This window comes from Enterococcus infantis (assembly GCF_049166715.1).
Classification (GTDB): Bacteria; Bacillota; Bacilli; order Lactobacillales; family Enterococcaceae; genus Enterococcus_C; species Enterococcus_C leclercqii.
The window spans coordinates 127503-150436 of record NZ_JBMHFB010000008.1 but is presented as its reverse complement, the minus strand read 5'-3'; the positions used below and the strand labels follow the sequence as shown (position 1 = coordinate 150436).

At 40.1% G+C, this 22934-nt stretch carries 21 protein-coding genes and 1 pseudogene; 20 read left to right on the top strand and 2 right to left on the bottom strand.

Annotated elements, in window-relative coordinates:
* Together ACOMA8_RS10980 and murC are read left to right on the top strand one after the other, a co-directional pair.
* Window positions 1-465: a SprT family protein gene (locus ACOMA8_RS10980; protein ID WP_161899703.1), complete on the top strand. Its 465-nt coding sequence runs from the start codon at window positions 1-3 to the stop codon at window positions 463-465.
* A 257-nt stretch (window positions 466-722) separates the two neighbouring features.
* Entirely contained in the window at window positions 723-2060 is a 1338-nt protein-coding gene (murC, locus tag ACOMA8_RS10975; protein ID WP_420022084.1) for a UDP-N-acetylmuramate--L-alanine ligase, read from the top strand.
* Between the two features lie 487 nt (window positions 2061-2547).
* On the opposite strand, the gene ACOMA8_RS10970 is transcribed toward murC, so the two are convergent.
* Window positions 2548-3189 carry a DUF998 domain-containing protein gene (locus ACOMA8_RS10970; protein WP_421370744.1) on the bottom strand — a complete coding sequence of 214 codons (642 nt, stop codon included), beginning with the start codon at window positions 3187-3189 and terminating at the stop codon, window positions 2548-2550.
* Window positions 3190-3349: 160 nt separating this feature from the next.
* Between ACOMA8_RS10970 and glpK the strand changes: the two genes are divergently transcribed.
* Both glpK and ACOMA8_RS10960 read left to right on the top strand, forming a co-directional pair.
* Complete coding sequence (glpK, locus tag ACOMA8_RS10965; protein WP_421370742.1) at window positions 3350-4864, top strand: glycerol kinase GlpK; 1515 nt, start codon at window positions 3350-3352, stop codon at window positions 4862-4864.
* A 374-nt stretch (window positions 4865-5238) separates the two neighbouring features.
* On the top strand, window positions 5239-5913 hold the full coding sequence (locus ACOMA8_RS10960) for a hypothetical protein (protein ID WP_421370739.1): 675 nt from the start codon (window positions 5239-5241) through the stop codon (window positions 5911-5913).
* A 128-nt stretch (window positions 5914-6041) separates the two neighbouring features.
* Here ACOMA8_RS10960 and helD read toward each other — a convergent pair whose 3' ends face one another.
* Window positions 6042-8327, bottom strand: coding sequence for an RNA polymerase recycling motor HelD (helD, locus tag ACOMA8_RS10955; RefSeq protein WP_421370737.1), 2286 nt, complete (start codon window positions 8325-8327; stop codon window positions 6042-6044).
* A 166-nt stretch (window positions 8328-8493) separates the two neighbouring features.
* On the opposite strand from helD, the gene ACOMA8_RS10950 reads away from it, so the two are divergent.
* The 16 genes and pseudogenes from ACOMA8_RS10950 (at window position 8494) to ACOMA8_RS10875 (ending at window position 22686) form a co-directional block, all read left to right on the top strand.
* Window positions 8494-9372, top strand: a complete 879-nt coding sequence (locus tag ACOMA8_RS10950) for an aminoglycoside 6-adenylyltransferase (protein ID WP_421370735.1) — start codon at window positions 8494-8496, stop codon at window positions 9370-9372.
* Between the two features lie 352 nt (window positions 9373-9724).
* Window positions 9725-10324, top strand: coding sequence for a hypothetical protein (locus ACOMA8_RS10945; protein ID WP_421370733.1), 600 nt, complete (start codon window positions 9725-9727; stop codon window positions 10322-10324).
* A 965-nt stretch (window positions 10325-11289) separates the two neighbouring features.
* Window positions 11290-11487 carry a hypothetical protein gene (locus tag ACOMA8_RS10940; RefSeq protein WP_421370731.1) on the top strand — a complete coding sequence of 66 codons (198 nt, stop codon included), beginning with the start codon at window positions 11290-11292 and terminating at the stop codon, window positions 11485-11487.
* The gene (locus ACOMA8_RS10935) at window positions 11477-12391 is read left to right on the top strand and encodes a hypothetical protein (protein ID WP_421370729.1); all 915 of its coding nucleotides are present in this window, start codon (window positions 11477-11479) and stop codon (window positions 12389-12391) included. The genes ACOMA8_RS10940 and ACOMA8_RS10935 overlap by 11 nt, the downstream gene beginning before the upstream one ends.
* 11 nt (window positions 12392-12402) lie before the next feature.
* The gene (locus ACOMA8_RS10930) at window positions 12403-13023 is read left to right on the top strand and encodes a hypothetical protein (RefSeq protein WP_421370727.1); all 621 of its coding nucleotides are present in this window, start codon (window positions 12403-12405) and stop codon (window positions 13021-13023) included.
* Window positions 13024-13511: 488 nt separating this feature from the next.
* Entirely contained in the window at window positions 13512-13994 is a 483-nt protein-coding gene (locus ACOMA8_RS10925; RefSeq protein ID WP_421370725.1) for a hypothetical protein, read from the top strand.
* 399 nt (window positions 13995-14393) lie between these two features.
* Window positions 14394-14648 carry a hypothetical protein gene (locus ACOMA8_RS10920; protein ID WP_421370723.1) on the top strand — a complete coding sequence of 85 codons (255 nt, stop codon included), beginning with the start codon at window positions 14394-14396 and terminating at the stop codon, window positions 14646-14648.
* Between the two features lie 499 nt (window positions 14649-15147).
* Entirely contained in the window at window positions 15148-15894 is a 747-nt protein-coding gene (locus ACOMA8_RS10915) for a hypothetical protein (protein WP_421370721.1), read from the top strand.
* Window positions 15895-15915: 21 nt separating this feature from the next.
* The gene (locus tag ACOMA8_RS10910) at window positions 15916-18216 is read left to right on the top strand and encodes an FtsK/SpoIIIE domain-containing protein (RefSeq protein WP_421370719.1); all 2301 of its coding nucleotides are present in this window, start codon (window positions 15916-15918) and stop codon (window positions 18214-18216) included.
* A 173-nt stretch (window positions 18217-18389) separates the two neighbouring features.
* On the top strand, window positions 18390-18548 hold the full coding sequence (locus ACOMA8_RS10905; RefSeq protein WP_421370717.1) for a hypothetical protein: 159 nt from the start codon (window positions 18390-18392) through the stop codon (window positions 18546-18548).
* Entirely contained in the window at window positions 18545-19780 is a 1236-nt protein-coding gene (locus ACOMA8_RS10900; RefSeq protein WP_421370715.1) for a hypothetical protein, read from the top strand. Before ACOMA8_RS10905 ends, ACOMA8_RS10900 begins: the two co-directional genes overlap by 4 nt.
* A 2-nt stretch (window positions 19781-19782) precedes the next feature.
* Window positions 19783-20025 (top strand): hypothetical protein, encoded by a 243-nt coding sequence (locus ACOMA8_RS10895; RefSeq protein WP_421370712.1) that lies wholly within the window; start codon window positions 19783-19785, stop codon window positions 20023-20025.
* Between the two features lie 35 nt (window positions 20026-20060).
* On the top strand, window positions 20061-20303 hold the full coding sequence (locus ACOMA8_RS10890; RefSeq protein ID WP_421370710.1) for a hypothetical protein: 243 nt from the start codon (window positions 20061-20063) through the stop codon (window positions 20301-20303).
* A gap of 152 nt (window positions 20304-20455) precedes the next feature.
* A complete protein-coding gene (locus ACOMA8_RS10885; protein WP_421370708.1) occupies window positions 20456-21031 on the top strand; it encodes a recombinase family protein in 576 nt (191 codons plus the stop codon).
* Window positions 21032-21142: 111 nt separating this feature from the next.
* The gene (locus tag ACOMA8_RS10880; RefSeq protein ID WP_421370706.1) at window positions 21143-22306 is read left to right on the top strand and encodes a tyrosine-type recombinase/integrase; all 1164 of its coding nucleotides are present in this window, start codon (window positions 21143-21145) and stop codon (window positions 22304-22306) included.
* 201 nt (window positions 22307-22507) lie between these two features.
* A pseudogene (locus tag ACOMA8_RS10875) lies at window positions 22508-22686 on the top strand (2-hydroxymuconate tautomerase).
* Window positions 22687-22934 lie beyond the last annotated feature (248 nt).

Below are 22934 nucleotides of genomic sequence, written 5' to 3'. Positions count from 1 at the left end.
ATGACCCAAGAAGAATTGCAACAGTTGGTAGAAACAACTTCCTTGGCTACTTTTCAACGTCCTTTTCGCCACCAAGCTGTCTTCAATAAGCGGCTGAAAACAACTGGTGGCAGATACCATTTGCGAGATCATCATTTAGATTTTAATCCGAGTCTTTTTGCAGCTGTTGACCAACAGACGATCATTGGCATCATTAAGCACGAATTGTGTCACTATCATCTGCATTTATGCGGTAGAGGCTACCGACATCAAGACCGTGATTTCAAAAATTTACTTAAGCAAAGTGGAGGACTGCGGTATGCGCCTAGATTAGAAGATTCACAACGACAACTATCTTCGCCTAAGCTGCTCTACTACTGTCGACAATGCGGTCAAACGTATCCTCGGCAACGACGCATCAATACAACGAAATATCGCTGTGGTGTCTGCCGAGGAGAACTGTCCTTAAAAGAAAATTTGAAATAAAGGTGCTAGGCCTAAAGCAGCCGATTAATACAAGATGAATGACTGAGCTGCCGGGTTCAGCGAGTGATGTTGTGGAGACTGCTAATAGCAAAAAGAATGCCAAAATTGGCTGTCGAGAAAACTTTGTTGCACAAACCGCGGATTTGTTAGATAATATGTTTCGTGAAAAGGGGTCTGACCCTTTCTGACCAATGACACTGATACCACCGGAATTGGCTCCGGTCTGGTTTTATGATTGAGAAAAGAGGCTAATCACTATGATTACAGATAAAGATAAGGTTTATCATTTCGTCGGCATCAAGGGTTCTGGGATGAGTTCCTTGGCGCTGGTGCTCCATGAAAAAGGTTACCATGTACAAGGTTCTGATGTGGACGAATATTTCTTCACCCAACGAGATTTAGAAAAAGCGAGTATCCCGTTATTGCCTTTTGATGCAGACAATATCAAAGCAGGGATGGTTGTCATTGCCGGAAATGCTTTTCCTGATACGAATCCGGAAATCCAAAGAGCTCATGAAATTGGTGCGGAAGTGGTGCGCTACCACGACTTTATCGGTAACTTTATTCAAGATTACACCAGTATTGCCGTGACTGGTTCTCATGGGAAGACGAGTACGACTGGCTTGTTGGCCCACGTCTTTAGTGGTGTTAGCCCTACTAGTTATCTGATTGGTGACGGGACCGGGCATGGGGTTCCCGATGCGGACTTCTTTGCGTTTGAAGCCTGTGAATACCGCCGTCATTTTCTAGCCTATGCGCCAGATTATGCCATTATGACCAATATTGACTTTGATCATCCAGATTACTACCACAGTATCGATGATGTCTTCACTGCCTTCCAAAGCCTGGCTTTCCAAGTGAAAAAGGGAATCTTTGCTTTTGGTGATGACAAATACCTGCGAAAAATTGAAGCCAATGTGCCGATTTACTATTATGGTGTCAATGAAGACGACGACATCCAAGCGCGGAACATCACGCGGACAACAAAGGGCTCTGAATTTGATGTCTTTGTTAAAGGTGAAAAAATCGGTCATTTCGAATTGCCAGCTTTCGGTAAACACAACATCTTTAATGCGTTGGGTGTAATCGGTATTGCCCACTTAGAAGGCATTCCTATGGCCGAAGTAGCAGAAGAGATGAAGAGCTTTGCCGGTGTTAAACGCCGCTTCTCCGAGAAAAAAGTTGCGGACATGACCATCGTGGATGATTACGCCCATCATCCGGCTGAAATCAAGGCAACCATCGATGCTGCGCGGCAAAAATATCCTAAAAAGGAAATCATTGCGGTTTTCCAACCCCATACCTTTACTCGTACCATTGCCTTAATGGATGACTTTGCTGAAGCTTTGGATTTGGCTGATAAAGTCTTCTTGTGTGATATTTTTGGCTCAGCTCGTGAAAAGCAAGGCGACGTAAAAATCGAAGACTTGGGCAACAAGATCAAAAAAGGCGGACAAGTAATCAAAGAAGACAATGTTTCACCACTGTTGGATTTTGAAAATGCCGTAATCATCTTCATGGGTGCCGGCGATGTTCAAAAGTTCGAACAAGCCTACGAAAAATTACTCAGCAGCACAACACGTAACGTATTGTAAGAAGGCGGTGGCAAATTTTTGTCACCCTCATCTTTCCTGCGAAGTGAAATTACCAAATGTGATCCACAAGCAAAAGACAAGTCACTTCCCACTGTCTTCAATGGAAGTGACTTGTCTTTTTGTTGTCAAAATTTTAAGGTGCGGTGACAATAGTTGAGTCACCGTCCTACGAACCGAACAATACCAAACATGAGGCCCCAAAAGTCGACAATCTTCCATTAAAATCATTGGAAGATAATCGGCTTTTCATTGCTAAAAGTTTCAAACGCTGACTAACCTTGATTTCATCAAGCTAATTCAGCATAATTCACTTTTTCTCGTGACACGTATGGTGTTGTTCTCTCTTCGGACAAAACATCAAGCGGGTCACAATTTTTCTCATCCGTATATTTTTTATTAATTGGGGTTAAACAACCACTGTTTAGCGCTTGGAAATTACTTAGGTCACATTTCCCATTCATTGATGGATTGACACTGGGTTAGCGAACTATTTTTTTGCAGAATTGAGATTTCCAACAGCTACCATCAAAAATGGTAAGTATAAGAAGAGTAAGTTCAGCCGTTGCCATAATCCGCGATGAGCGACTTGAAAGTCACTAGCAATCGGTATTTTTGGCATCGCAAACAAAAACATGAAGATGGTAGACAAAACGAAAATAATCGGGAGTGCGATAACCATGAAGCTGTTGTGCTCCATATAATACAGTCTAATCAACAGAAATGTGCCAATCAACAGCGCGACGAAGCCGGCTCCCGATGCATAATTATGAAGCAGACTGGTAAATCCGACTTCTTCAGTCGTAGCGGCGCGATCCACTAGTCCGGTGATAATACAATCGCCAATTCCGAATAAGGCAATCAAGATGCCTGTCCAGAGGGCTAAGGGTGCCGATGTGCCCCGAAATCGTTCATAAAAAGCAGGAGCGGATAAAACGAAAAGCGTACCATTGATGACCTCCCAAATTTTGAAAGCCCATTTTGTTGGCATGCCTGTCTCGCCAAAATTTGAGATTAGCATTTCAATCTGATTGTAACCCGGGAGAAACCGCCCCAAAATAAACGGAAGTGCCAACTCACTGATAACTGCGAGAATCAGTAGATAAAAGCCATATCGTTTTAATGAATCCATATTATTTTCCTTCAATCTCTGCAAATTTCATTTCTTTTCAATTGATATTTTACTCATTTCTCCCCAAAAAGAAAAATCAAACGAGTCGAACTTGAAAAAGATTTTTTGCAAGTTATGATATACTTAACCGTATTTTTAATGTAAAGGCAGGTCAAAAACTGTGGAAGAACACTATATTTTATCCTTGGATCAAGGGACCACCAGTACGCGAGCGATTTTATTCGATCATAACGGAAAGGCAGCTGCTAGTGGGCAACGGGAATTCACACAAATTTTTCCGCAAGCCGGTTGGGTGGAACATAATCCTGTTGAAATCTGGAACTCCGCGCAGTCAGTAATGGCGGATGTTTTGATTGATGGCAATATTCGTCCAGAGCAGATTGCGGCCATCGGGATTACTAACCAACGGGAAACGACTGTGATTTGGGATAAAGCTACGGGAGAACCCATCTACAATGCCATTGTTTGGCAATCCAAACAAACCAATGAAATTGCTGATTGGCTGAAGAATGCTGGCCATGAAAAGCTCATCAAAGAAAAAACCGGCTTGATCATCGACTCTTATTTTTCAGCGACGAAAATTAAGTGGATTCTAGATCAAGTACCCAACAGCCGCGAGCGGGCCCAAGCTGGTGAATTATTGTTTGGTACTATTGATACTTGGCTTTTATGGAAGTTGACAAATGGCAAGGCCCATAAAACGGATTACACCAATGCTTCTCGAACGATGCTGTTTAATATCCATCAGCTGAAATGGGATGAAGAGATTTTGGCACTTTTGGATATTCCTGCTGTGATGCTACCAGAAGTTTGCTCAAACTCTGAGATTTATGGCTACACTGAAGATTACCTTTTTTACGGTCAGCAGATACCAATCAGTGGAATGGCAGGAGACCAACAAGCCGCGTTATTTGGTCAGCAAGCCTTTGAAAAAGGAATGGTAAAAAATACGTACGGCACCGGGGCCTTTATTGTCATGAATACGGGTGCTGAGGCGATTCCTTCTGAAAATGGGCTGTTGACCACCATTGCTTATGGCTTGGCTGGTGAAATCACTTATGCTTTAGAGGGGAGTATTTTTGTTGCTGGATCTTCCATCCAATGGCTAAGAGACGGCTTACGAATGTTTACATCAGCTGCTGAGTCAGAGGAATATGCCTCTCGAGTGGCAGATAGTGACAATGTGTATGTTGTGCCGGCTTTCACTGGACTAGGGGCACCTTATTGGGATCAAGAAGCTCGTGGTGCTGTCTTTGGGTTGACTAGAGGAACTACAAAAGAGCATTTCATTCGCGCAACGTTGGAATCTTTGGCTTATCAAACACGAGATGTGGTTGAGACGATGGGAAAAGATGCCGGCGTTCCTATCAAGCTATTGCGAGTGGATGGTGGTGCCTCTCAAAATGATCTATTGCTGCAGTTTCAAGCAGATATTCTACAAACACAAGTCCAGCGTGCGGCTTACTCGGAAACAACTGCGCTAGGTGTGGCTTTTCTGGCTGGCTTGGCTGTGGGATTCTGGCAATCGCGGGAAGAATTGGCAGGATTTGTCAGTAATGGCGAAGTTTTTGAACCTGCCATGGAAGGTGCAGTTTCTGAAAACCTGTATGCTGGTTGGCAGGAAGCAGTTCAAGCGACGATGGGCTTTAAGCATCGTCCGTTAAAAAAATCGTAAACAAACGATCGCTAATTTCAGCAGTGACCGCTAAAAAGGAGGACTAGTTTCCGACTTTTTGGCGGTCGTTTTTAATTTGAAAAAACAGGTTAGGATGTGGAAAAAAGGGCTCAAAAAGAATTGTGTCGTTTTCACTGTTTTTATTGAATAAAACCGACGTTATTATAAGCGTTTTACTGTTGTTTTCAGCAAGATGTGCTACAATTAAATTACAAAAAAATGAGCTTAAGATTAGATAAACGCAGTAACCTTATCAGTGGTATCCTGTTTTAAATAGATATCAGCAATCAAAAAATCAACAATAAAAAGCAGCAGTTAACTCACGAGCAATTTGGCAAAGGCTACAAATTTTTTCGAGAAAGCAGGGGATGAGCATGGAAATCTTATTGGAACCGGTGAATCAGGCGGTATCCTGTTCAGTGATTTCAAAAGAAGTGGCAGTTCCGATTCGTCAGTGTTCGTTGCTGGTGGAACGATGTCACGATTTGGGTGTTGAAGGTTATCAGGTGGGAGAGTTTTATGGCGCCGGCTTTTTGAATCGCTATATGCCCATCAGGATTCCCTATGCCCCCATGTTAATCTATAAGAATAATGTCCAAATTCCTTTGGTTTTTCGAAAAGATGCGGCCGCCAAAGCCTTGGTCAACGACCCATTACGGTTGCCGGCATTTTTTAAATTGTTGGACTGGTATCTCAGCTATGATGATGAAGCTGAAAAAGTGGTTTTTGGCTATGAAAGTAGTCATGGTTCTCTGCAGCGCTTCACGCGGGTAAAAGTCATCGATAGTGCACTGGTGGCTTTTCGTTTATCGGAAATCATTGATGCAGCGGGATACTCCTTGAAAACATTGCACTGCGAAGAGGATTTTATTGAATGGAACCGAAAACATCGCCTTGTATCAGAGCAACAAATTGGTCGTCATAGTCGTGTTCTTAATCTGGAGGATCCAAAACGTTTGGCGGAAGTTCAGATGATTTTTGATATTGTACGTTTGAAATATCCGGAGGTCCCATTATTTCCCAAAAAACAGTTGACGGTTGTCGGTTGAAATTATTTAAGAACGCAAAAAGCGGTCCCTCTTATGTTGTGAGGGGACCGCTTTTTGCATGTTGTCTTTGATTTTTGCAGTTGTGCTGTTTAGGCAACTCAATAATTGGATACAGGCACAAAAGCGACTCAATTTGCAGTCAGCAATTGGTAAGTCAATGGGTTTGCCTGCTGTAGTAGTGGACTTTCTGTAATCGTCGTGAACAAAGTCAACTGGTGCATCGCTCTGGTACAGATGGTATATAAAATCAAACGGTCCTGTTGGGTCGTAAAGTTCTCGTTAATGTTCCAAGCAAAGACACGATCAAACTCAAGTCCTTTTGCTAAAAATGCCGGAATAATCATGATGTTTCGCTTCATGAAGTCATCTTCTGACACGATCAGTTGAATTTCTTTTTGGAAGGCCGGCTCTAACTGATCATAAAGCGCTTGACATTCCTCTGTTGTTTTACAGATGATCGCTGTCCGCCAATATTTCGCTGTAGCCCGTTCTGCTTCCAAAATGCCAGTCAGCGTCAGCAGGTTTTCTGCATTGGATCCACCTCGGACTAATCGTGGAAGATCTCCGGTGCGGGCGGTCATTTCGACAGTATCTTCATGACTTAAAAACTGATTGGCAAAGTCAGTGATTTCTTTTGTCGAACGATAGCTGGTCGTCAATTGGTAACGAGTGACTGCCGTGTCGCCAAAGAGGGCGGGGAGTGAACCTACGATTGTCTCATTGCCAAAGACCTTTTGATTTAAATCACCACATAAAGTGATACCGGCATTGGGATACAAAGCACGCAGCAGAGCGACTTGTGCCGGGGGAAAATCCTGCATCTCATCAACGAAGATAAAGCGCGCTTTCAGTGGGACCTCTATCGGGTAGAGACCACGGCTCAACAGAAAGAACAAAACGGCATCTTCTTGACTGAGACGGCGTTTTTTGAGACTGTCACGTACTTTCTCAAGCGCTGCTGCCCATTCTTCATCGGAAACACCAGCTTTTACCAACAGAGAGCGGGGCACTGTTTTTAGAAAATGCAAGTACTGCTTAGAATAGTTAATATACTGGAACCTTTCGACAGCTCGTACCAATGGTCTAAAGTGGCGTTTTACGACTGCTTTACGAATCTGAGCGCGGATTTTCCGCTCATTTGCCTCGGTATCCTCAACATCTGGGTGTGTCTCGTAATATTCTTGAAGCCGCTCTTCAACAGCTTCTTTGACCCACGGCTTTTTGGCTTCATCTTTTTGCAGACCACCTGCTTTTTTCAGCAGCTTGGTCTGTAACAATTGAGTTCTTTGGTATAGCGGTAAATTGGGGTTGGTTTCTTGGTACCATTGCCGCATTTGACGAGTGCTTAGGTAAGTTTCACCGTTAATTTTTAAGTCGCGGAACAAAGGGCCTAATTCGGTGATCGTTTGTAAATAGCGGTGACTGTGCTGCACCAGTGCCAGTCCGCTTTTTAAACGTTGTGTACGATTTTCGGCACCAGAGAGAAAAACAGCTTCTTGTTCTTCTTCTTTTTCAATTTCCAATTGAGGCAGCAGTTGCTGCATGAAGCTGCGGAAAGTTCGAGTAGGTACGGCGCTTTCTCCTAAAGATGGCAAAACCATCGAAATGTAGTCGGAAAATAGATGGTTGGGAGAAAACAACAGCACTTGATCATCGGCTAGCCATTTCCGGTGACGGTACAGTAAAAACGCAATGCGCTGCAAGAGTGCAGAAGTTTTTCCCGAACCGGCAATTCCTTCAATCAGCATAACTTTGCTGTGGGTATCGCGAATAATTTTGTTTTGCGCCTTTTGAATCGTGGAAACGATATTTTTCATCTGGGAAGAAGAGGCTTCATCTAAAATCTCCAATAAGAACTCGTCATTGATGACTTCAGACGTATCCACCATGGATAGGAGGGTGCCTTCTTGAATCTTGAATTGCCGTTTTAGCAAAAGTTCGACTTCAAATCGGTCATGATCGGTTTCATAATGGGTTGGACCTAATTCTCCTTCATAATAAAGGTTGGCAATAGGAGCCCGCCAGTCGATTACGATGGTATTTTCGTCTTTGTCTCGCAAGGAAGCAATCCCCAGATAGAGGGTTTCAGGTGCTTCGGCTGCCTCTGTGAAATCAATTCTGGCGAAATAAGGATTTCCCGACATCGCCGCTAAGGTCTTGAGGCGCTTTTCGACGGCATCCGCAGAATGGTATTTCAGCATCAATTCTTCTTCGTGCTGACGGTATTCCAAGACTGATTCATAAAAGGCCTCGTCATCTCCGCCACGAATTTTGCGGTCAGCAACCCCTTGTAATTGATCGTGCAGCTCACCAGCTAAGGCTTGCTGCTGCTTTTTTAAAAGTTGTTCTTCAGTATGGATCAAACGGACGGTATCGTCGGCGTGTTGTTGTTCTTTAAGACGTTCTGGATTCATGTCAGAGAAAAGCTCCTTTGATTTGCTGTCATTTGTTGTCGTCAGTAAAATTTAAAGACCGGGGCCTTTAAAAATACGTCATAAAATTATAGCACAAAAAAACTTGACGGAGAAGGCAGGGCAAGAGGTGTGCTACAATAATAGAAAACGAAAGGAGCAACCGGTTATGCGCAGTGAGCAAGAAATGATTGATTTAATCTTAAATACTGCCAAAAGTCTGCCACAAGTTGACGCAGTGGCAATGGAAGGGTCGCGAATGAACCAACATGCGCCAAAAGATATCTTTCAAGATTATGATGTGGTCTATGTAGTTAACGACAAGACAAGTCTCTTAGCGGATCGTAGTTGGTTAGCAGCTTTTGGGCCGGTGTTGATTCAACAGCGGCCGGAAGAGATGACGTTGTTTCCTCCCACACTAGGGGAACGTTTTACTTTCTTGACGCTTTTTGAAGACGGCAATCGGATCGATTTGATGCTGTGCCCTCACTCGGAATTGGAGATTTTACTGGCAGAAGATCCTTTTTTGACCGTACTTTGGGATCCGAAGCGTGTTTTTCCGCCACTGCCTGATGCAGGAGATCAGAAATTTTGGGTACAACCACCACAAGAAGTGCTGTTTCAGGATTGCTGCAATGAGTTTTGGTGGGTGTCAACCTACGTGGTCAAGGGACTTTGGCGCAAAGAAACTTTGTATGCCACAGACCACCTCTATGAAATCTGCCAAAAAGAACTGCTACGCGTGTTAAGCTGGCTGGTAGGAAATGAAAGCGGCTGGAATCAAAGCTTTGGCAAAAATTTCAAGTATCTGCCAGATTATCTGGATGAAGCAACCAGACAACTGTTGTTTGAAATTCGTGACTTCACCAGCCTCACTACTATTTGGCAGAGTCTGTTCACTACACAGGAACTCTTTCATGAGGTGGCTGGCAAATTAGCAGAGGAAATGGGTTTTACCTATGACAAGGAGACTGCTGAAAAAATCATGCAATATAGTCGCAGCTGGTTTGAGGATCAAAAACATATCGACACAGAGATTGAAGGGTAATCTGCTGTAAAGGGTAATGATTGCTGAGGCCTAACAAAAAATTAATTGAAGGAGGAATTGGAAATGCCGTTTGTTCATATTGTTTAAACAGTAAAGTGCTTAAAATGCTTATATAATAGCTTTTAATACAAAAAATATGTGTAAAATTGTGCAGTAAATGTGCCGTGCGGTTGCTGTGCCGTTAAATGAAAAGCTGATAAATACCTTGCCATGTATTTTTAAGAAAGTCAAGCGCCTTTTTTGACACCAAATTGATGCGGAACTCATCCAGAAGCCACAGGATTGTACATGTGAAGAGAGTTATCCTTTAAATGTAATCAAGAACAACGGATAAACGAAAGGATGATAATCGATGAGTACGACATCAAAAATCAAGGATAAACTAATCAAACTGGTAAACATGGAACAATACAAGGGCGGAATTACATTTGGTCAAGTATGGGCGGAACTGGAAAGAAGCGAATTTTCGGCGGAACTATTTAATTCTAAAGGCGAAAAAAGGAGCGGGACTTTGGTAGGCTTAACAACAAGAATTAAAGCAAACAAGGTGCCAGGGGTTCGGGTGGTTAAAGATTCAAACAACCGTCTGCTTTATGTTTCGGATTCTTCAAAGTATGGGTATTATGTTCAAGCCACCGAGGAGTTTCTACAAAAAGTATGGGATATAACTGAAGCAGGTGGGGAACTAACGAAACAACAGGTGCAGGTAGTTAAAGACTACAAGGAGTGCCTAATGCTACTCCGAACGACTGGCATGCGGTTGGATACTCTTAACGATGAACTGATGGCGCAAGCCAAAAAGCCAGATGCTCCAAAAAATGAACCTGCAACCCAACCAACCAAAAAAGCGCCCGTTGAAAAAGTAGCACCAACAGCTGATAAAAAAGACATTACTCAACCAAAGCCAAAAGCCCAAACAAAGGAAAAAGCTACTGATACCGCTAAAAAATAAACATCTGGAGGTCATTTGACCTCCTATTTTTATCCTCCAAACCACCATCCAGATGAGCTTATTTTTGGCAGGCAAAAAGTCCGCATGGTTATTGATTAAAAATTACCCCCATTTTTACCATATCCGCCAACCCCTGAAGAGCCATTTCGCCCTTTATTCATGCATGGTTTCGCCCTGTTTTTACCAAAAAATTAGATGCAAAGAATGCATTTAAATGCGAAACTACATCCAGATGTGGGTAGTTGTTCGGAGGTCAATGCACAAATGCATTCTTTATAAGTTTATGGGATGGCAAATAGTGGCATGGTCTACTTTATAACTATGCTTATTGTATTTTTTTCAACCTGTGGGATAATAATCAAGTACATAGTTCCCAACCTATTAAATACCAACAAATTTATGCCTATAAATACTACAAAAAAGACCCCTTCGCCTATAAGGGGTCTAATTTGCGTTCTAAGGCGTTTCAGGTATAGGTGGGGTATTTATACCAAAATGGTTTTAAAAGCTCTCAGAGGGGCTGACAATGGCACACGTTGCGAGTTAGGTTGAAAGTAAAATATAACTCAACCAAAAATAAAAATGTTAATGTACCAACTTGTTGAGGTACATTAGGATAACAATCTGATAAAAATTATTTTATAAAAAAGTTTCAGCCGTAATCAACTACAAACATTGAAGAAGATAACAACTGGTAAAAATAATTCTGTAATTTTTAAAAAATAGGTCTTAAGTCGTAGGCGTTAATTATCCCTTTATTTAAACCATTTATAAGACTATGGAAATTTTGAACGCTCGAAAATGCCTATAAACATTGAGGAATAAAATAACGATTTTAATTTGACTAAATGATATTAGGATGCTATCCTATACATGTAATAAGATAACCCGTGTCATTGAAAACAGTAATTTTATTACAATACATATTGATACAAAGTCGAAACAATCAACAAGGAGGGAGGCAAATGAAACAACGTTATACGCTTGACAATCCTGCAGGAGCAGGTATGGTATGCTTTGTTTGCGGATTAATAGCAAACGGGCAAACACAAAGGGACATCCGTCAAAAGACAGGACTAACCTTTGCAACTATTGTAAAAATTAAAAGGGAAAACCAGGATTTAATTAATAGGATAAAGGAGGAGATGCACCGTGGCATATAAAGAATTTAAAGTAGGGAAAGCGGAACAGCTAACAACCTTAGCAACTAATCTAATGAGAGAGTGCTTTAGCATGGATGTTTGGGCAGATGATGATAAGTTGATGTTTCAAATTTTCGGGCATATCCCGAGGACAAAGGACAAAATGGGTAAAATTACAATTTCAAGGGAGGACATTGAAGAGACTACAATGACGACTTTATGGTTGCGTTTCAACTTGATGTTGGCGGATGAATTTGACCCATTCCAATATGGTTATCTGGTCAAGTATGTGCAACTATTAGACCCAAATTATGTTCCAAAAATTTCTGCTAAAATTTTGGAAAAGGTTCCCGCTAAATTTCAAGCAGATTATGATGTGCAAACATTGACTAAAATAGTTGAAGCAGATGCAAAAGCTATCGGTTATACAATACCCGCCAAAGTTTCCGAGTTTAAAGAAACGGCTGACAAATTAGTGATGAATGCCCTACAAGCGAAAAAGTTTGATAAAAATTATTTTATATCAAACTTTGAACAGGGTCGGGAGTCGCAAGAATATCTTTATTATAACGTTTATAAGGCGTTGGCTCAAAATAGGAGAGTAATCAAACCTATCTTTTGGGACGAGTTGACCGCCAATGCCTTAGGCTTTGACCAAGTCAATTATAAGCTCCAAGATGTTGATGTTGTGCTGTTAAAATTGACGGGTGTTAATTTGGCGGATGACTTGAGGGCATTGAGGATGGTTTGGGAAAAGGCTGTAGCCAATAATACAAAAGTGGTTGTATTCTCAAAATTTAGCCCAAAACAACTATATGGAAATGACCCGCTCAACCAGCAACTGGTTTATGACAATCCTATGGAGTCTGATTATCTCTACCATCGGGGTATTGTGAAAGATGGGTTCAGACCATTTAAAAAATAAGGGGGTGCAAAATGGAAAAAGTTTACGTGGCGATAATCCAATACCAGAAAAACAACAAACAGATGTTGAAGGAATCTTATGTAGTAGAAAGTTCTGGTAAAGGATTTTATGGAAAAGAACAGGAGCGGGTAAAAAGTCCTGCTCCTCGAATTAATAAGATAAATAGGATAAAGATTGTAATGACCGCTATTAAAGACGCTATAGTATGGTCTAAAAAAATGGGACTGCAGGACGTTGAATTTTTGACCCATGACAAAGAAGTCTTTGACCTGATTGACCAAAACGTCTATTTTCAACGGGAGTCGAAAGAAGTTAATGCTCTTATTTTCTTTATTTCCAACTTGTTGAAAGAGGAAAATTACCGACTATCATTGATTAAAAGCGTTCCTGCGGTCAAGGATGGGGACAAAGTGGTGGTGCCTGCTATTAAAGCCAAAAGTTTGAATCAAGCCTTTGACTACGCTAAAAAGCGGACGGCAGATGCCAAAATGTGGCAACAAATTGAATGGTGGAACCATCTACGTGAAGTTAAAAATGAGGGCAACTGGGTTAAAATTTCGGAAGATGATGGAACCCAAAGCGCCGAACCTGCAGAAACAGTGTCATTTTTCGACACCTTGGATGACTTTTAATCATTCACACCAAATTCTAATCTAATTATTAGTGAATTATTAGAATAAGATTTGAATATAAAAATAAGGTTGTAATGATAGGCAGTTTCAACTGCTTGACAAAATATTCAAACCCTAATAAGACAGCAAAAATAAGCCAAACCATGCGGAAATAAAGGGCAAAAAAATAATTAGAGAATGGTGAAATAAATTTGACAATTAGAAGTTTAGACGTTAAACTTAGATAGGTCGTAAAGCGGAAGCTTTATGACATGGGGTTTGTAGGTCGTAATTTAGAACATAGTTATCTTTAGGACAAAGCCCTCTTTGAGAAATAATAAGAATTGAAGCGAAGGGAGTGGGTTTAAAGAACGGGTTTAAGAGATGGGTTTAAGGTATTACTACAAGCGCGCCAAAATTTGGCAAGCGGAGCCGAAAGGTTAAAAACAAAGGGAAAGGATTGATAAATGGACAAATAGGAGGAGAGGTAAATGAAGAGGTACAAATATATGACAGAGGCAGAAAAAAAGGAATTTGGGGAAAATTTGGAGCGGTTGGCGAGTGAATACTGCGCTCCGATATTAGTTAAAACGCAAGTATTATATGAGACTGGTACGGTATCATACCTAAGGATAATCCAAACGGGTGATTACATAATGAATAGGGGTGTAAGAGAAGCGCCAAAAGTTTATGGTGTAGATGGTCAAACGACTTCAGTATTAAATACAATGGCATGTTTGGAACAAACGATTGATTACTTAGTAGCGAATGAATATAATGACAATTTGACCATACTGGTCGAAAATATGGCGGTAGTGAATTATATAGGTTCACCTATATATGATGTAAGTAGTATCAAGTACATAAATGTGGCAACATATCGTTTAAAAGAAAAGTTATCAAGCCATCCGAACATAAAAGTGGACTGGTATTCACCGAGGGATGACGTGGAAATGTCTGAATTCGCATCCAAGTTTGAAGTATATTTTTAATAGGTATAAAAGCAAAGGTATCAGCTACTCGCCACGGCATAAGCCAAAGCGAGCATCTAATACCTTTTTTTATTATTATAGTTATATTTTGGGGGTCAGGGGATTAGCTACTCGCCAAAACATAAACCAAAGCGAGTACCGAATCCCCTTCCGAAGATGATAACGAAGAGCCAAAAAGAAGAGAATAACTACCGTAAAGATTGAACATTCTGAAAAAATGACGTAATGATGACGATAAAAGACGATAAAAGACGATAAATGACGTATTTTTTTTAAAAAGTTGGCATTTTTACTGGTTGAAAATTACCATTTTTTCACTGAAACAAAATGAAAGCATTTGCAAAAAGTTAACAACAGAGTTATCCTCCGAGTACCTAAAAAATAGAAGACCGAAGGGTTGTGAAGAAGATGATTATTGGAATAATAGCGGTATTAATTACATTTTTTATCCTCAAAAATTTTTGGAAAGAAATAATCGGGATGGCATTTTTTGGAGCTTTTGTTGTGTTAATGGCGATTATATTTGGATTATTTGGTGGCTCTGCCGATGTGATGTTAAAGATAATTATAGCGGTGGTGGCAGTGGTTGTAGTTGGAGGTGCTGTGTTAGGAAACCTATTCGATGGTATTATCAGCAGGATTTTTAATCGTTAAAGATTATTTTAAAAAATATTTTTATACATGGGCATGCCAAAATGTGGCGTGTCCTTTTTTTATTGAATGCATTACATTCTTGTTCACTCGGATGCTGAAACAAAAACAAAGCTGAAAGCATCCAAGTATTGAAAGTTGTTATATATACACATGGGCGATGGAAATTTTAAAGTAGGCGAAGATGATTAAATTACTACAAACATTGGACTATTTAAAGAATCGCCAAACTCTCCACATTTTATAACATAAATTGGACATCCGATGGGTGTCCACCCTTTGCACATTGTCAGCATCAATCTGGGAGCGAAACTCGGTAAATATGTAAGTGCCAAACTTTCAAGGGTGTTAAATGATGAGGAGGGAAAAAGGTTGATTTTGTGTTTAGGTCAACCTGCAAAGGATGCCACAGGGGGTCTTTTAGAATCCCAAAGGGGGGGTACCCCATCCAAAAATGGGGACAAATTGATAAAAATTTTATAGGAAATAGGAGGAGATAATTATGAACAAAAAAATGAATGAGGTGTTATTTAAAAAAGTGAAAAATTCAGAGAGGAGTTTGGGTTCAGGTGAACTGGCAACGTTGATAAGTGGAGCGGGTACGATAAGCCGTCAAGATGTGCAACGTATGACTGGCAACATAGTAAGAAGCGACCTCGCAAAAATGGTAAAAGCTGGAACTATTAAAACATTACAATCTAATGCCATGAGTAAAACGGCACCCGAAAGTTATTATTACACCAAGGCTTTTGATTTAAAACGTGCAGGAATGGTCAACTTATTGAGTTATGGTGTCTATGCATTACGCCAGTTCAAAAATATAGGCATGGTGTCTATTAATGAAGGGGGCAACGGGATGGCGCAGTTAAAATTGACCGATGAGTTATATGTTCCGCTGATGTTAGTGGTAGCCGATGGTCAATCGTATGAACGCAAGCTATACGAAAGAGATAGCCAAGCGGAACAATTATGCATCGTTGTTGATGGAACTGCTCTATTCAAGCAGTTGACAAAAAATAATCTTATTAAAGATTCAATAGCATTAGTGGTAGATGATACTCCAGAGGGCAAAATTATAAGATGTTTCTATATAACTCAATACCAAAAGGGCAAACTAATAACAAACGACTTTGACTGGTCTATGTTAAAGACCGATAAGTCATCTGCGGTAGTGGATGCGATTGATTCTGGATACGTTAAAGCACAACTCGCTCGGCAACGTTCGCAACTACCAAATGTTAGCAAATAAATAAAAAAGGGGTGTTAGAAAATGGGAGAAGATAAAAAAAACAAAGTAATAACGGACTTGTTTGCAGAATTTGACCAAGCCAAAAAAGAAGCCAAAGAAGCAAAGAAGGCAGTAAAAATGCCAGAGCCATACATTGAAGTACCAACAAAAAAGGAAAGATTAGAATATAAAGCTCTGGCGGTTAAAGCCAAAGTTAGGGATACAGCCAAACAAGCAAAGCGAAAACGGTTAGAAAAACAACATGCAGGTGTGGAAACGTTTGACCAGATGTTCTGGAGGTGGTTGAAGTCTATAGGTTTAGTTTCAACATTTTACCGGTTGCGGACGAACCGAACTCTCAAGCCGTACAAACAAGCGGAAAAAGAGGAGAAAGACGGTGTAATGTCAACTTTTGACTGGAGGACAAGGTTATGGATTTATGTAGTGGTTGGTGGCGTTGGTATTTTTCTATTGATGTCTGCGCTTAAAAACTTGTCAACGGTATTACCTGCTTTATTTGTAGTTTGGTATGTTAAAACGCACATAACCTTTGCGCTCAATGCCAAACTATTCGATTATTTTTGGCTCTACAAGGTTAAAAAGCAGGATACGAGGTGGCAAAAGCTACCACTGAATGTAATCTATTACAAAATGCCTTTATATACCGTTAATCGGGACAATCAGTTGGAAGATTATCTGGAACAACGTGGTCGGAAAGGTATGGATTCAGGACAAAAAGAATTTGCCAGTATAACAAAATCCTCGGTAGCATTTGATGATACCTATGGTTGGGTTAGAATTTTCAGTATTTCAAATAAATGGTTTAGAAAACCAGTTGCAAGTATGGAGGAGCCCGAATTGACGGATTACTTTTTAATTCCGCAACGTTCGACCTCTAATACGTTGACCTCAAAGGTTTATTACCAAGTTCATGGCGAAGTTCACCAGTCAATAGCAGGTCTTGTAGGTGAGATTGACCGTTCGGAATTTATAGACCAAATAGCCCAAGATGATGCCATAAACTTCGCTTTTCCTGAAATAGCCGAAAAACTTGAAGCTATTAAAGCGGAACAAGAAGCACAAGCGCAACAAGAAGCACAAGCAAAAGAACTTCAAGCGTTGAACGAAATGATAACAAGCAAAGGATTGAGCCAAGAAGTTGCATCGATACTGATGAAAATTAGAAGCAAAGCGGACGTCTGGAACTATAACATCTGGAACGGAAATGACAATATAAGCGGAAACGGTAGCTATTTTAAAGTGCGCTGTATCCTCCGCAACGGGAAAGCTCTCAAAGATATCCGTGCCATACAACCTGCCATCGAGTCAGAACTACGCCATACCATTGTGTTAAATGAACGGCAGGACAAACGTGCCTTTGATTTGACCGTTATATTGGAAAGCCAACTCAAACCGTTCTCAATGCGGTGCCAAGATTTAATTGAATACAATAAACAAAAGAAAATTTACATCGGACGTTCGTATACAGGCGAGTTATTGACTGAATGGAACTACCAAGCGAACCACTTTGTAATTGCGGGTAAAAGTGGTAGTGGTAAGTCCGAAGCTATAAGGGAGTTATTACTACAATTATCGCATTTAGATGAGGATGGTTCGGACTTTGATTATACAACCATGTTCTTGACTTCAAGTAGCAAAATCGGGGACTTTGCCGACTTCGGTAAAAATGGGGCTTTGGTTGCATCCGGTATAGATAAACAGATTCAAGTATTCGGTTATATTCTCAAGATGTTAGAAGACCGTGAAGCTCAATTCTACAAAGAATCGGTGCAAAATATAAAGGACTACAATCAAAAGTATCCTGATAATCGCATGAAGCAAATAGTATTGTTAGCGGATGAGTATGAAAACACAAGGGGCGACCTTGATAAAAAGAAAGCACAAGAAGCAGAATCGCTGATGGTTTCTATCTTAAATATTGCTCGGAGTTCGGGTTGTATTGTATTAATCGGCGCCCAAAGTATATTAAAACAAGACATCGGTACGATAAAAGACAAAATGACCATAAGATTTTCGGGTAAGAATGAAAAGAATGTCTTGAATACTGTAGACCCGTCAATAGCAAGCTACTACTCAAGTTATCGTGGCAAACCTCAAGGTGTATTTTTCTATCAAAGTGATAATTTAGCGATTAATGGTGATTATATTACTCAAGGGGAGACTTCGTTTACGTTAGTCCAAACTCCATACATAACCGACATCTCTACCAAAACATTACCTCAATTACATGGTTCCGAGTTTGAAGATGAAATATTTGGAAATAATTCTGTGGTAGCATCTGAACCTATGGAAGAGGTGGAAGGCGAAGACCTATTGATTTAATTGATTAGATTCTTATTTTATAGAAATTTTTTTATGGATAACTGAAACGGTTTACATACTGAAACGACTCAATAACATTATAAGGGGCAGACAGAGCAACAGTTAAATAACCAAAAATAAACAAACTGCTCCTTATTATTAAGTGGATTTATTACAAAAAGGGGGGAATTAAAATGGTGGACAAGAGAGAAAATGAATTACAAGAATTAAAAGAAAAGGTGTCAAAGTTGGAACAACGGCTCAAAGAAGAGCGGAAAAATTATGATGCGGACGTTCAGTTCTATATTGAAATCATTGAAGTACTATCAAATGAAAGGGGGATAAATAAATGAAAAAAATAACTTTGAATAAAATAATTACAAGCGGAGCGGTAGCCATGGTGTTGGCTACTCCTGCGGTTAGTATGGCGGAAACGGTTGACGGTGTATTAAATACCGACCAAACAGTAGAAGTTTCTGCGGTAGCAGATGATGATGTAGTAGAAGTAGAAAATAGTGAAGTAGTAGCAAATGAACCAACTACTATCGAAGCAGTAGCGGATGAGGTAGTAGAAGCAAATGAACCAAATAGCGAAGTGGTAGAAAATTCTGATGCTCCTGCTTTAGAGGTAGAAGTTCCTGAAGAGTTGCCAGTAGTAGAAGATGCAACGGTTGAAGCGGAAACTTTAGAGGCAGATGTTCCTGTAGAAGTTCCTGAAGTAGTGGCACCAGATGCTCCAGTTGAAGAGCCACAAGTAGCTGATAATAGTAAAGAATTACCCGATACGGGTTCGGGTGCGGTGGTAGAAAATGAAGCACCTGCGCCTGCAACTTTTGAAACTACTGGTTGGGTATTAATAGATGAAAATACCTACCAAATAACGGTTAGTAATGGCATTTTTAAATACAACTTTTTGGATGTTCCGTGGTCAAGTTGGCAAAATTATTCCATTTTAGTTGAAGGTCAAGGCTCGTATGGGATAATGCATTATCCCGAATCTACCGAGCCAGACCAATGGGGTATCACACCTGGGCCTGTGGGAAATGCTACGATTGTACGACCAGATGACCCATATTATAGTGATAATAACAACTATTCCGAGTTAGATGACTTTACTTTCTATCTAAAAGAAGGTCAAACGTTAACGTTGACGGTGAAAAATTTAGATGCGGAGGAGGTTGTTGACCCTGAACCAACGGAACCAACCGAGCCAGAGCAACCAAGTGAACCAGAGCAACCAGTAGAACCTGAAACTCCAGAGGTTCCAACTATTGAAGAGCCGAAAGATACTGATACCAGTGGCGAAAGCGAGGCTCCTGTGGTTAATGATGCAAAAGATACAACTGGCAAAGATGGTACGGATGCAAACACTGGCTTTGGCGGTATAGATGCATCTATTAAAGATAAAGCTACACCAAAAAAAGAAGCACCAACAGTAGAAAAAAATGAAACCGAAGCAGTAAAAGCAACTGAAGAAAAAGCAAATGATGTACCCAAAACTGGGGCAACCTTTATAGGTGGTATTTCTTCAGTTATAGCTTCAATGGTTGCGGTTATTGGATTATTCATTAAAAGGAGGGGTTAATTATGGCAAAAAATAAATATAGTTCGGTAGATTTAAATAGGGTTATGTGGGATTTTAGCTGTGCTATAACCAGCAGATTAAACAAACGGGCAACAGAGCATGGTTTAGATTACCGATGGCGGACTGTGGATTATGTGCTTTATGAGCCAACGGTATGCAGTGGTATTAGCGTTATAGACCTGTTCCCGCTTGGGATTAATGATGCGGTGGATTTGGTATGGGAGGACAGTTTAGGGGCGCTTTAGCATTGCTCAAGCGACTTCAATGGAGGTGATGACTCGTGAACATATTAAAAAATAAGGTATTTAAAAGCATTTTTGCCATTTTAATTCTGGCGATAATGTTCGGAGCAGGTTATGGTACGGCAAAAGTTATAAACCAAAAAGAAGATGATGATACTTGTGCGGTATTAAAGCAAATGGAAGAGGAGAGCCGACAGCGGGAGAAGGAACACATCGAGTGCTTCAAGCGAGGAGGCATAAGAGTTGGCTTTAAAACAGGTACAGGTAATTGTTCGATTTAGTGGATTATGGGGGCGCTTTAGCCCCTTTACTTCAGGTAAAAGTGTTCAACAATTTAAAAAATTAGGGACACAAAAATTAAAATGTAAAAATGGGACTTGAGCCTGTTCGGAAATATAGTCCGAAAAGTAAAACAAAAAAAGGGGGTAATTAGATGGATTATGGTTATATTCGGGTGTCAACGATTAATCAAGATTACAAAGTACAAGAAGATTGGGCAAAAGGTAAAGACATACCGTTGGAAAATATATATGCGGATAAAAAAAGCGGGAAAAGTATTGAAAGGAGTGGTTTAAATGAACTTATGGAGGTATTAAAAGAAAATGACCGTCTATATGTTTACAAGCTTGACCGACTTTCAAGGGATACCAAAAGTGCGCTTGAATTGTTAGAATATTTTAGAAGCAAAAACATAACGGTTATATTCGGAGACTTGGGAACGGTAGATAACACGGACGTTGGGGACTTGGTGTTTACAATTTTTAGCGCTATAGCTACCATGGAGCGGAAACGTATAGTAGAAAGAACGCAAGCAGGTCGGAAATGGAAACGGGAAAATATTGAAGGATACAAAGAGGGTAGAAAGCGGAAACTAAGCAAGAAGCAAGTGGAAAGTATGTACAAACTCTGGAAGAGTGGTGAAACTGCGACAGAAGTTGCGAAGCTCTACAATATAGGGCGCACCTCGTTCTACACGTACATGAAAGAGTATGAAGCGGAAAATAATTAGTAATAGGTAGGGCTTGGATTGTTTCCGAGTCCTTTTTTGTTGCGGAAATTGCTCGCTTATTATTTTGTGCAGAGTTATACTAATGGCATAATAAAAAAGGGGAGGGTTAATGTGTCGGTATATAAATATAAGAGCGCAAAAGGGCGCAATGGCTACATGTGGCGAGCATCAATATATGTTGGTAAAGACGCACCCAAAATAACAAAAGCGGGATTTCGTACAAAAAGCGAAGCTCAAGAATATGAGTCAACGATTCGCCGAGATATGGGTCGTATTCGTGATTCAACCCGCTTTAAGATGACGGTAGGTGAGGCTTATGACCTTATGGTAAAAAATAAGTTGGAACGTGGTGAAATTAGTAAGTCAACAGTAGATAACTACAAAATATCTTTCAACAAAATTTTTGACTATCGTTATGTAAATTTATTATTGGTAGATATAACGTACGAAAGACTCCAAAAGTGGCTTGATGAGATAGTCAAGACAGTAAGCGGTCAACGTGAATTTGCCTTTTTAAAGCTATTTTTTAAGTATTGTTATATGCGCAACTGGATACTGATTGACCCAAGCGTTGACCTGTTTATCAATAAGACTATTAAGAAGACTCCGAAAGCACAAGAAAAAGCAGATAGGCTAGCCAAAAAAATGAATTGGTTGGAGGGAGATGATTATACTAAGTTTATGACATGCCTGCAAGATTGGGATGTAGACCCTCAAGACCGTGCTATTGTTAAGTTAGGACTGGGAACTGGATTACGAAAAGGAGAAATACGTGCATTAACAGTAGCAGATGTAGATTTTGATAAGAGACGGGTCAACGTATCAAAACAGCTCAACAAGTATAACGAAGTAGCAGAGTTAAAAGGAGCGGGTATCAAGCATCAAGTTCCTCTTTCCACTGAATTAATTGCGGAACTCAAAGAATTTCTTTCTATTAAAAAGGCAAAATATGAATCAAAGGGTTGGAAATATAGTGATGATACCTATTTATTCAATTCAAGAACTGCGGACATGGCGATTGGCAAAGAATATATAGTTGAAGTCCTGAATAAATTTTATCGCAACTTCAAGGATGAGAATATTAATCGCATCACGGTGCATGGTATGCGACATACGTTTGCGAGTCAGTTGTACCATAATAGTGCTATGAATTTATACGATATATCGTTGCTTATGGGTCATTCAAACGTGCAAACAACTATTAAGTATTATATTCATACGTTTGATACTGCATACGATGCGTTAGAGACAAAATTATATAAGTCTAATAGCTAAATTGTGCAGTCGTGTGCAGTCTATCTATAATAATTGTGCAGTATTTGTGCCGATATGTATTGACTTTAAGAAAAAAGCTGGTATAAAAAAATCACATTGTTTATAGTTGGTTTCGCTCGAAATGCTTATATAGCGGGGTTATAACAGCCTTTTTAATGAAAGTCAAGCGTATAAATAACTGATAGAAAGGGGGTGGAAAATATGCCGTTTGTCCATATTGAATTAGTTGAAGACGCAGCCAAGAAGCGTTGACCAAAATGATGGAAGAGATTACTGAGGCTGTCCATAAGAATACGGGTGCCCCAAAAGAACATATTCATGTGATTATCAATGAAATGAAAAAAGGGACATACGCTGTGAATGGTGAATGGAAGGAATAATTTTTTGATTTGCGACTGTTTGGGTAATTTTTGAAAACAAAAAGATTTTCCTTGCAAAAATTTTTCAAGAGTGTTTAAATGTAACCATACTTGATCGATAAAAAAGCCAACTGAACCTGAGAGTCTTTTTACAGAGAGGGTCGCAATTGCTGCAAGCGAGCCAAAAGAAAACCGGGGAATGACCACTTTTTTGCCAAGACTTCTGTCAAATACAGAAGCGGCCTGCACCGTTACCGCAATGAGGAACA